Below are 10,777 nucleotides of genomic sequence, written 5' to 3'. Positions count from 1 at the left end.
GTGTGGGCGGGGTCGACGGGGTCGGCGGCGTCATGCTGGCCGGGCCTCCAGGGCTGGTCGCGGACACACCTGCGGTGTGTGCCGACCAGACTTCCCGGCTCGCCCCTCGTTCTTGGCACGTTCTTTACGCGCCCCCACAAGGGTAACCACACGAGCGAGGGGGCGGCCGGCGTGCTGCCGACCGCCCCCTCGCTCGGTACGGGCGCGGACCCGCTCGGTACGGGTGCGGACCCGGCGCGGTACGGGCGCGGACCCGCTCGGTACCGGTGCGGGGCCGCTGGGGACCGGGCGGTCAGTCCTCGCTGGGCGCGCTCGGCAGCTTGGACTGGATGAGATCCATCACCGAGGAGTCGGTGAGCGTCTGGGTGTCGCCCAGCGTCCGGTTCTCCGCGACGTCCCGCAGCAGACGGCGCATGATCTTGCCCGACCTGGTCTTGGGAAGCTCGGCGACCGGCAGGATCCGCTTCGGCTTGGCGATCGGGCCGAGCTGCTTGGCCACATGGTTGCGCAGCTCGTCGACCAGTGCGTCGTCCTCGGCCGCGCCGCCCCGCAGGATGACGAACGCGCAGATCGCCTGGGTCGTCTGCGGGTCGGTGGCGCCGACGACCGCCGCTTCGGCGACCTTCGGATGCGAGACCAGCGCCGACTCCACCTCCGTGGTGGAGATGTTGTGCCCGGAGACGAGCATCACGTCGTCCACCCGGCCCAGCAGCCACACGTCGCCGTCGTCGTCCTTCTTGGCGCCGTCACCGGCGAAGTACTTGTCCTGGAACCGCGACCAGTAGGTGTCCAGGAACCGCTGGTCGTCGCCCCAGATCGTGCGCAGCATCGACGGCCACGGCTCGGTCAGCACCAGGTAGCCGCCGGAGCCGTTGGACACCTCGTTCGCCTCGTCGTCCACGACCGTCGCGGCGATGCCCGGCAGCGGCACCTGTGCCGAGCCCGGCTTCGTCTCCGTGACGCCGGGCAGCGGGCTGACCATGATGCCGCCGGTCTCGGTCTGCCACCAGGTGTCGACCACCGGCGTACGGTCGGCCCCGATGTGGTGCCGATACCACATCCACGCCTCCGGGTTGATGGGCTCGCCCACCGAACCGAGGATGCGCAGCGACGACAGGTCGAACTTCGCCGGGATGTCGTCGCCCCACTTCATGCAGGCGCGGATCGCGGTCGGTGCCGTGTAGAGGATCGTGACGCCGTACTTCTGCACGATCTCCCACCAGCGGCCCTTGTGCGGCGAGTCCGGAGTGCCCTCGTACAGCACCTCCGTCGCGCCGTTGGCCAGCGGGCCGTAGACGATGTACGAGTGCCCGGTCACCCAGCCGACGTCGGCGGTGCACCAGAACACGTCGCTCTCCGGCTTGAGGTCGAAGACCGCGTGGTGGGTGTAGGCGACCTGCGTCAGATAGCCACCGGTGGTGTGCAGGATGCCCTTCGGCTTACCCGTGGTGCCGGAGGTGTAGAGGATGAACAGCGGGTGCTCGGCGTCGAAGTCCTGCGGCGTGTGCTGCTCGGACTGGCGGCCGACGATCTCGTGCCACCACACGTCCCGCCCCTCGGTCCAGGAGATGTCCTCCTGACCGGTCCTGCGCACGACGAGGACGTTGCGCACCTTCTCGGTGCCCGGACGGGTCAGCGCCTCGTCGACGGCGGGCTTGAGCGCGGAGGGCGCTCCCTTGCGGTAGCCGCCGTCGGAGGTGATGACGACACGCGCGTCGGCGTCCTCGATCCGGGTCGCCAGCGCGTCCGCCGAGAAGCCGCCGAAGACCACCGAGTGCGGCGCGCCGATGCGGGCGCACGCCAGCATCGCGACCACCGTCTCCGGGATCATCGGCAGGTAGATCGCCACCCGGTCGCCCGCCTCGACGCCCAGTTCCGTCAGCGCGTTCGCCGCCTGCGAGACCTCCCGCTGGAGATCGGCGTAGGTGAGCGTGCGCGTGTCGCCGGGCTCGCCCTCGAAGTTGATGGCCACCCGGTCGCCGTGACCGGCCTCCACGTGGCGGTCCACGCAGTTGTAGGCGACGTTGAGCTTGCCGTCCTTGAACCACTTGGCGAACGGCGGATTCGACCAGTCGAGCGTCTCGGTCGGCTCGGTGCCCCAGCTCAGGCGGCGCGCCTGCTCGGCCCAGAAACCCAGCCGGTCGGCCCGCGCCTGCTCGTACGCCGCGGCGGTGACATTGGCCTGTGCGGCAAGGTCGGCGGGCGGGGCGAACCTCCGCTCTTCCTTGAGCAGGTTGGAGAGGGAAGAATGCTCGCTCATTTTTCTCCCTCCTCCTTGAGCAGACTGGCCAGGCTTTCGTTGCTCACGGCATCTCCCTTTCCCGGGGGTGTGCGCTGTTTCCCGGTCCATAGCTCATCAGCCGCGCCACCTCCATGACAAGGGCCGTCGCCGAAATTGGTGTAGACCTGTCAGATGTCGCCGCTGCTATCCCCGGCGGACGGGTTGGAGAGCGGAACACGAGGGGGAGACCGCCGCACCGACCGCAGCGCCGACCGTCGCACCGGATGGCGACGCGGAGATGCCAGGGCCGGGTGAGCCGGCCTCGACGGCGGTGAAGACGCGGCCCGGTGTGCCGTCTCGCTGACCCTCCAACACATACGCCTGTGCCTCACCGACGTGGAAGTACATGCCGTGCAGCTCCAGCGCTCCCTCACGCAGCCGCCGGGCGACACACTCGTGCGCGGCCAGGTGCTCCAACTGCTGCACGATATTGACCAGACAGAGAGCTTCGAGCTCGTCAGCCACCGCCCGGTCGGCCAAGCCGGGCAGTGCGGTGTCCCCGGCGGCGCCGTCGTGGGCCGCCCGGAACCGCTCCAGGCCGGGGCGCCCGTGCCGCAGCCAGCGAGCGAGCGGCGTCCCGGCCGTCGCCAGGGCGGCGGACTCCTCGCGGTGCAGGGCCTGCATGGCGCCGCAGCCCGAATGCCCGCACACGGTCACCGACGACACCCCCAGCACCTCGACCGCGTACTCGATCGCCGCGGCCACCGACTCGTCACCGCCCTGCTCGCCCGGAGGCGGCACCAGGTTGCCGATGTTGCGGACGGTGAACAGGTCTCCGGGGCCACTGGAGGTGATCATGCTGGTGACCACCCGGGAGTCGGCACAGGTGAGAAAGAGCTGTGAAGGCCGCTGCCCCTCCCTCGCCAACCGCGCGAGCTCCTCCCGTACGAGTGGAGCCGTGGACCGCTGGAAGTTGCGCACCCCGCCGAGCAACTGGCCCCGCAGCGAGGACGCACCGCCCGGATCGGCCGCGGGGGCGGAGCGGCCGTCAGGGCCTCCCGGGGAGGCGAAGTCGTCGTCGCCCGGTGGGCCGTCCCCGCGCGTCGCGCTCCCGGCACCCGGCTCGGGCCGGGTTGCCTCCCTCGCACCGCTCTCCTGGCCCTCCTCGGCCGACGGCCGCGTGCACTGGTGGTTTCGCCAGGGCGTCCACGGCCGGCACGTGTGCTCGGCCGGGAGTTCCGCGAGCTCCTGGCCGGCCCGCCCTCTCAGTTCGGCCTCGCCGCCGGACGCCGTGTGCGCGGCCCGCCAGTCCTCCAGCGCCTCGAACGCCGCGTGGTCCATGAACGATCCCTTCAGCTCGACACTCGCCTTCGCTCCCTCGGGCACCTGAGCCAGAGCACGGCTCAACCGTGGCACCGCCAAGAACGTCAACTGGCCCTGCACGCCGATCCGGTACGCGCCGCCTCGCCCGTCCGGCTGAGCCTCCTGACGCATGTTCGACCGCGGGTCGCCGCGCCGGGTCACCGTGGCGCGGACGTCTCCGTCGCCGTGGCCGAGCGCGGCAGCGACGCCGGGCTCCCCGGAACGCGGTTCGTCCGTCTCGACCCGTTCGACGACGATGCGTGTCCGTGCCAGCCGGTGCAGTGCGACGGCCACCGCCACCGCGATGCCGACCCCCACGCCCTCCAACACCCCCCACAGCACCACGGTGACCGCCGTGACACCGAAGACCAGTGCCTCGCGGTGCTTGGTCACCGTCCGGATGTGGACCGGATTGACCATCCGGACGCCGACGACCATCACGAGCGCGCCCAGCGCGGGAAGCGGGATCAGCTCCAGCACCCCGACCAGGAGCCCCGCGGCGAGCAGGAGCCACGTGCCCTGCAACAGCGCGGAGCGCCGGCTCACGGCACCTGCCGCGACGTTCGCGGAACTGCGCACCGCGACCCCTGTGACCGGCAGCCCGCCCAGCGCACCCGAGAACATGTTGGCGATCCCGTGGGCCCGCAGCTCCCGGTCCAGATCGCTGCGGGGTACGCGCTCTCGAGCCGGGCGCGCCGCCGCGAGCTTGTCGGCGGCGACGGCCGACAACAGGCCCTGCACGGTGGCCACCAGAGTGAGTGTCACCACCGCAGCCCCCAGCCCGAGCAGCGAGCCCTCGGGCAGCCGGGGAAGGGCGTGGGCGCTCCAGGACGGCAGGTCGACGCGGGGCAGCCGCATGTTCCCCAGCGTGGCGGCGAGTGTGGCCGACCCGACGGCGGCCAGCGCCGCCGGCACTCTCCCGGCGACGGCTCCGAGCGGGCCGCCGTGCGTCTTCAGCCGCGGCCACGCCAGCAGCACGACGATGGTCAGCACACTGACGGACAGGGCGGCCGGCTGGAGGGACGCGACCAGTGCGGGCAGGTGGCGCGCGTTGGTGAGCGGCGAACTGTCCGGATCGCCGCCGAGCATGACGTGGAGCTGCGCCAGGGCGATGGTGACCCCGATACCTGCCAGCATGCCGTGCACGATCGCGGGGCTCACGGCGAGCGCGGAGCGCGCGACCCGCAGGAAGCCGAGCCCGATCTGCACGAGCCCCGCCACGATCGTGAGGGCACAGGTGGCCCGCCAGCCGTACGTCTGGATGAGGTCGGCCGTGATCACCGTCAGCCCTGCCGCCGGGCCGGTGATCTGCAAGGGTGCGCCGCCGAGACGGCCGCAGACCAGCCCGCCGACCGCGCCGGCCACCAGCCCTGCCTGGAGCGGGGCTCCGGCGGCCAGCGCGATCCCAAGGGAGAGCGGCAGCGCGATCAGGAAGACCGTGAGGGAGGCGGACAGGTCCGCCGACCAGTGCTGACGTGCGGTGGAGCGCTTCGAGTGGCCGCAGGGGCCGCTCCACGAAGGGGTGCGGTGAGACATCGAGCCTCCTCTCGATGAGGGCCGCGCGGCCGGAAGCCGCGCAGCGCGAGCGGTGGGGCGAGGGACGGGTCTCCGCCGCCGGGCGCGGTGGCCCGACCGGTGGGGCGAGCCGACGGTGATCCCCGCCGGCGCCGGTGCTGCCGGGGTTGGTGGTGCCCGGCTGGGTGCTGGCCCGCTTGATGGTGCGAGGCTTGGTGGTGCGGGACTTGATGGTGCGGGGCTTGGTGCTGGCCGGGTCGGCGGTGCGGGGCTTGGTGCTGGCCGGGTCGGCGGTGCCTGGTTCGGTCGTGCCCGGGGCGGTGGTGACCGGTGGGTGACGCCGCGTCAGTGGTGGCGATGCGGCGGGGGAGGCCGGTGCGGCGCGAGACCTTCTGGCTTCTCCCAAGTGGAAGTAAATGAAATGTAATCCCAAGTAAAGCCTTGGCGAAGCGCGGAGTGGGCTCTGGCGGCCCGTGTTCCACCCATCGAGTGAAAGCCGCTGAAAAAGCCGCTTGTCCTATTTGTCTGATTAACGTCTCATGGCACTTTTGTCACGCATGGCGACGACGCCGGTCGCGCCCGGTGACCGACGAGACAAGGCGAGAGGACGAGGTGAGCCCGATGGCAGCCACGCGAAGACGACCCGCTCTCACCACCGCGGTCCTGGCGACGCTGGCACTGTCCCTGGCGGCTGCCGGATGCTCGGACGGCAACGGCCCTGAGCGAACCGAGGAGGCACCGGGCGGGGCGCCGAAGGCAAATCCGCAGAGCAAGGTCCAGTTGCTGGGGGACGGGTCGACGTCGCTGACGGGGCGCCAGCCGTTCCAGCCCACGCCGCAGAAGCTGAAGCCCGGCCAGAAGCCCCCGCAGTTCGTCGTCTTCTCCTGGGACGGCGCCGGAGAGGACAGCAAGAAGCTCTTCTCCCGCTTCCGTAAGGCGGGAAAGAAGTACGGGGCGGCGCAGACCTACTTCCTCAGCGGTATCTACACGCTGCCGGAGGACGAGGCGAAACGTTACTCCCCGCCCGGACACGCCGCCGGAGCCTCCGACATCGGCTATCTCAAGGACAAGAACGTCCGGGCCACGCTCAAGCAGGTCCGCAAGGCCTGGCTGGACGGCAGCGAGATCGGAACCCACTTCAACGGCCACTTCTGCGGCCCGAGCGGGGTGGATTCCTGGTCCGTCGACCAGTGGAAGAGCGAGATCAAGCAGGCGCGCTGGTTCGTCGAACACTGGAAGACGACCACCGGCTTCGAGGCGGCCAAACCGCTGCCCTTCGACTACACCCGGGAGCTGGTCGGCGGCCGTACCCCCTGCCTGGAGGGCCAGGAGAACCTGCTGAAGGCGGCGAGCCAGATGGGCTTCCGCTACGACTCGAGCGGCAACGGTACCCAGGTCTGGCCGGACAAGCGCCAGGGCCTGTGGGACCTGCCCCTCCAGCAGGTCCCCGTGCCCGGGAGGGAGTTCGAGACTCTGTCGATGGACTACAACTTCCTCGCCAACCAGTCCGGGACGGTCGATGGGCCGGTCTCGAAGCGACCGGCCTGGAAGCGCCAGATGCGCGACGGGCTCCTCCAGGGCTTCGAGCGTGCCTACAACGGCAACCGCGCACCGATGATCATTGGTAACCACTTCGAGGACTGGAACGGCGGCATCTACATGGACGCCGTGGAAGAGGTCATGAAGACGGTCTGCCGCAAGGAGGGCGTCCGCTGCGTCTCCTTCCGTCAACTCGCCGACTGGCTGGACGCACAGGACCCCCGCCTGCTGGCGAAGTTGCGCACCCTTGAGGTGGGAGAGAAACCCGCCGGAGGATGGCGTTCCTTCCTCCGCCCGAGCGCGACGGCGGCCCGGGCCGGCTGACGGGTCCGCCCCGCGGGCCGGGTGACAGGACGGTCCCCGGGCCGGGTGACAGGACGGTCTCGCGGGTCGGGTGACGGACGGTCTCGCGGGCTGGGTGACAGGACGGCCCCGGCCGGGGCATGGGGTGGGCCCGGGCCGGGTGACAGTACGGGGCCCGGGCCGGCTCTCAGGGCGAACCCCGGCCGGTGACTGGATCGGCAGGGAGGAGGCGGATCTCCGCTGCGCCCCGCGGTGACGGAGCGGAGATCCACCGATGTGGACGGCCTGCGCGCGGGTCGTACGTGGGTCGTACGTGGCCGCACGAGTGGCGGGCCCGCGGCCAGGGAGGCGAGTCGAGGCGGTCGCGGGCGTAGGGCGCCGCGGGGCGGCCCGTCAGGCGGGCTGCGGCGCGGTCTGTGTCGGCTGCGGCACGGCTGCTTCCTGCCGCTGTTCGCCCAGCACGAAGGACGGGTCCACCTGCGCGGCGAGATCGGCGCCCGTCTTCGCGTTCCCCCAGCTCTCGGCGTTGCGCAGGTGGAAGTGCACCATCTGACGCGTGTACCGCCCCCAGTCCCGGGTGTCGTAGACGGCGTCCACCGCCTGGAAGAGACTGTGGAGAGAGCGCGAGTTGGCCTCTTCCAGCTCCGTGAAGGGGCGGGGGCGGCCCTTCTCCATGGCGCGCACCCAGTCCGAGTGGCCCACGGTCGCCAGCAGGTCCTCGCCCACTTCCTGGCGCAGGAAGTCGAGGTCGTCCTCTCCTTGCACCTTGTTGCCGACGACCTTGAGCGGCACGTCGTAGTCCCGCGCGTACTCCTTGTACTGGCGGTACACGGAGACGCCCTTGCGCGTCGGTTCGGCGACGAGGAAGGTCATGTCGAAGCGGGTGAACATCCCCGAGGCGAAGGAGTCACTGCCGGCCGTCATGTCGACGACCATGCATTCCTCGCGGCCGTCCACCAGGTGGTTCAGCAGCAGCTCCACCGCGCCCGTCTTGGAGTGGTAGCAGGCCACCCCCAGGTCGGATTCGGTGAAGGGCCCTGTGGCCAGGAGCCGGATCCGTGCCCCGTCCAGCGCGACCTCTCGCGCACAGGCGTCGTAGATCGGGTTGTCCTCCTGCAGCCGCAGCAGTCGGGAGCCTTCTCCGGGCGGCGTCGTCTTGATCATCGTTTCGGCGGACGCGATCCGCGGGTTGCTGCCGCGCAGGTGTTCCTTGATGAGCGGCAGATGGGCCCCGAGCGCCGGCAGCGCTGCCGTCTCCTCGTCGTCGAGCCCCAGGGCGGCGCCCAGGTGCTGGTTGATGTCGGCGTCGACGGCGACGACGGGCGTGCCGCGGAAGGCGAGGTGGCGGATGAACAGCGAGGACAGTGTCGTCTTGCCGCTGCCGCCCTTCCCTACGAAAGCGATCTTCATGTTCAACAGCGTAAGGCGGCGGGGGTACCGCTCCGGGAGACGTGAGTGAAGAAGACCACTCGATCGTGGGGTTGGGCCGCCCGGCCGGGTGCGTAGGGTCGTACGCATGAGTAGCACCGCCGGCTCCAACGGCCGCGCCCCGGCGCCCGGGGCCCCTGCCGCCGATCCGCTCGCCCCTCTCGCCGTGCTGCCGGGCGTTCCCGAAGCCGTGGACTCCGTGCGGTCCTCGGTGGACCGCGTCTACGGACACCGGATCATGCGCCGCCGCAGCAGCGAGGTGAGCGCGGAGGCGGCCTTGCGCGGAGCCCGTGCCTCCGCCGCGGTGGAGGGCGCCGACTGGGCGCTGGAAGAGGTGCGACGCCGTAGCGACTTCGGCACCGAGGACGAAGCCCGCACCGTCGGTGCGGCGCTGCGGGTGACGGCGGAGGCCGGGCAGCTGCTCGACATCTGGCAGCAGTCACCGCTGCGCGTCCTCGCCCGGCTGCACCTGGTGGCGGCCTCCGGTGCGGCGCCGGACGACAGCGTCGGGCGGCCCCGCCGGCCGGGAGAGCCGGTGGAAGGGCCCGAGATCGGCCTGGAGCTGCCCGGCGCGGACGAGGTCGCCGCCCGGTTGGACGGCCTGGCTCAGCTCGTCACCGGCACTACCTCCGTGCCGGCGCTCGTCCTGGCCGCCGTGGTGCACGGCGAACTGCAGACCCTGTGCCCCTTCGGCTCCTGCAACGGAGCCGTCGCCCGCGCCGCCGAGCGGATCGTGCTGGTCGGCAGCGGACTCGACCCGAAGGCCATCTGCCCGGCCGAGGTGGGCCACGCGGAGCTGGGCCGCGACGCCTACCGCGCGGCTCTGTCGGGTTACGCCTCAGGAACACCCGAAGGGATGACCGCGTGGATCACACACTGTGGACGCGCCGTCGAACTGGGCGTAAGGGAGAGCACGGCCGTCTGCGAGGCGATGCAGCGCGGAGCGGCCTGACAGTCGATGCCGGGGCCGGGGCCGGTGCCCACGGCGGGGCGCCGGCCGTGGCCGTCGGGGTTCCCGGCGTTCCTGACGACAGGGCGGTGGGGCCCCGCCTCGGSGGGGCCACCGCTGGCATGTCCACCGGGTTACCAGAGCGTGCTCCACATATGTGTCCGAACATCAGGGGGGTACTTTGCCCTTCCCTGGTGGGACCTGCCCCGTCGCGGGCTGTGCGTCGCGTGGGTTCCCGGTATTCATGCATCCGGTCCGTGGGGCCTTGAGCTGAACGGGATCCTCTCGGATGCCGCTGGTCTCGCGGGCCGTTGTCTCCTTTGTACCCCCGGTGGAGGGGGACCGGAACCCTTCTGCGCAGAAATTTACTTTCCGTGTCAACTACGGCTATACGCAACGAACCGGGCAATACAGACAATGCGGTGGAGGCGGGGCGCGAGTTGGCGCCCGCCGGAGGGCCAGGGGTTCAAAAGACGCGGAAGCGCGGGCGGCGTGGGACCTGACGCCGGTTGTTGAGCCAGACGAACCCGGCCGTCGCGGCCGCGGCTCCGACCGCGACAGCCGTCAGTGCCAGCGCCGGCCGCGACGGCATCGACAAGGAGGGGATGCGCTGCTTGAGCCGGACCGGCCGGGAGAACGTCAGCACCGGCCACTCCCGTACGAGGGCCTCTTTGCGCAGCGCCCGGTCCGGGTTGACGGCGTGCGGATGACCCACTGCCTCGAGCATGGGCAGGTCCGTGGCCGAGTCGCTGTAGGCGTAGCAGCGTGCCAGGTCGTACCCCTCCGAGGCGGCCAGCTCGCGCATGGCCTCGGCCTTGGTGGGGCCGTAGGCGTAGTACTCGATCTCCCCCGTGAAGCGGCCCTCCTCCACGACCATCCGCGTGGCGACCACTCGGTCGGCGCCGATCATCCGGCCGATCGGTTCGACGACCTCGGCGCCCGAGGTCGAGACGATGACCACGTCCCGGCCTGCCAGGTGGTGTTTCTCGATGAGGGAGGCGGCCTCGTCGTAGATGATGGGGTCGATCAGGTCGTGGATGGTCTCGGCGACGATCTCTTTGACCTGCTCGACGTCCCAGCCGCGGGCGAGAGCCGAGAGGTACTCGCGCATCCGCTCCATCTGGTCGTGGTCGGCGCCGCCGAGGAGATATACGAACTGCGCGTAAGCGGTCCGCAGCACTGCGCGGCGATTGATCAGGCCACCTTGATAGAAGGACTTGCCGAACGTGAGCGTGCTCGACTTCGCAATGACCGTCTTGTCCAGGTCGAAGAACGCGGCTGTGCGGGGCAACGCGAGATTTTCCACGCCACCGAGCATAGGCGCCCACCATTCGGCGTAAGCTGGGGCGCGTGGGTTTGCCTGAGAAGGCTCTCGGGTACACCATGGAAGTCACGGATCGTTCGCGACCGTGCTAACCCGGCCCGACTCSTSCCCCCCCGAGTCGGCCGTGGAGACGACC

Annotated in this window: 6 protein-coding genes; 2 read left to right on the top strand and 4 right to left on the bottom strand. The window is 70.8% G+C overall.

The features are described 5' to 3' along the window. Positions 1 to 292: 292 nt before the first annotated feature. Both acs and AB8Z75_RS23450 read right to left on the bottom strand, forming a co-directional pair. Positions 293 to 2,260 carry an acetate--CoA ligase gene (gene acs, locus AB8Z75_RS23455; RefSeq protein ID WP_369205111.1) on the bottom strand — a complete coding sequence of 656 codons (1,968 nt, stop codon included), beginning with the start codon at positions 2,258 to 2,260 and terminating at the stop codon, positions 293 to 295. Positions 2,261 to 2,425: 165 nt separating this feature from the next. Then, complete coding sequence (locus AB8Z75_RS23450; RefSeq protein ID WP_369205109.1) at positions 2,426 to 5,119, bottom strand: SulP family inorganic anion transporter; 2,694 nt, start codon at positions 5,117 to 5,119, stop codon at positions 2,426 to 2,428. 600 nt (positions 5,120 to 5,719) lie between these two features. Here AB8Z75_RS23450 and AB8Z75_RS23445 point away from each other — a divergent pair. Further along, complete coding sequence (locus AB8Z75_RS23445; RefSeq protein WP_369205107.1) at positions 5,720 to 6,961, top strand: hypothetical protein; 1,242 nt, start codon at positions 5,720 to 5,722, stop codon at positions 6,959 to 6,961. Between the two features lie 372 nt (positions 6,962 to 7,333). On the opposite strand, the gene AB8Z75_RS23440 is transcribed toward AB8Z75_RS23445, so the two are convergent. Beyond that, a complete protein-coding gene (locus AB8Z75_RS23440; RefSeq protein WP_369205105.1) occupies positions 7,334 to 8,350 on the bottom strand; it encodes an ATP-binding protein in 1,017 nt (338 codons plus the stop codon). A 106-nt stretch (positions 8,351 to 8,456) separates the two neighbouring features. Between AB8Z75_RS23440 and AB8Z75_RS23435 the strand changes: the two genes are divergently transcribed. Beyond that, positions 8,457 to 9,320 carry an oxidoreductase gene (locus tag AB8Z75_RS23435; RefSeq protein WP_369205103.1) on the top strand — a complete coding sequence of 288 codons (864 nt, stop codon included), beginning with the start codon at positions 8,457 to 8,459 and terminating at the stop codon, positions 9,318 to 9,320. Positions 9,321 to 9,783: 463 nt separating this feature from the next. On the opposite strand, the gene AB8Z75_RS23430 is transcribed toward AB8Z75_RS23435, so the two are convergent. Then, positions 9,784 to 10,635: an HAD family hydrolase gene (locus tag AB8Z75_RS23430; RefSeq protein ID WP_369205101.1), complete on the bottom strand. Its 852-nt coding sequence runs from the start codon at positions 10,633 to 10,635 to the stop codon at positions 9,784 to 9,786. Between the last annotated feature and the right edge of the window lie 142 nt (positions 10,636 to 10,777).

Origin of the sequence: Streptomyces sp. PU-14G (genome assembly GCF_041028275.1) — a bacterium.
GTDB lineage: Bacteria > Actinomycetota > Actinomycetes > Streptomycetales > Streptomycetaceae > Streptomyces.
The sequence above is the reverse complement of the archived record's forward strand: the minus strand, read 5'-3'. Positions and strand labels throughout refer to the sequence as shown.

Bases quoted from the DNA above. Each gene is read 5' to 3' on its own strand.
- AB8Z75_RS23450 (WP_369205109.1), bottom strand. From the start codon at position 5,119: ATGTCTCACCGCACCCCTTCGTGGAGCGGCCCCTGCGGCCACTCGAAG.
- acs (WP_369205111.1), bottom strand. From the start codon at position 2,260: ATGAGCGAGCATTCTTCCCTCTCCAACCTGCTCAAGGAAGAGCGGAGG.
- AB8Z75_RS23440 (WP_369205105.1), bottom strand. From the start codon at position 8,350: ATGAAGATCGCTTTCGTAGGGAAGGGCGGCAGCGGCAAGACGACACTG.
- AB8Z75_RS23430 (WP_369205101.1), bottom strand. From the start codon at position 10,635: ATGCTCGGTGGCGTGGAAAATCTCGCGTTGCCCCGCACAGCCGCGTTC.
- AB8Z75_RS23445 (WP_369205107.1), top strand. From the start codon at position 5,720: ATGGCAGCCACGCGAAGACGACCCGCTCTCACCACCGCGGTCCTGGCG.
- AB8Z75_RS23435 (WP_369205103.1), top strand. From the start codon at position 8,457: ATGAGTAGCACCGCCGGCTCCAACGGCCGCGCCCCGGCGCCCGGGGCC.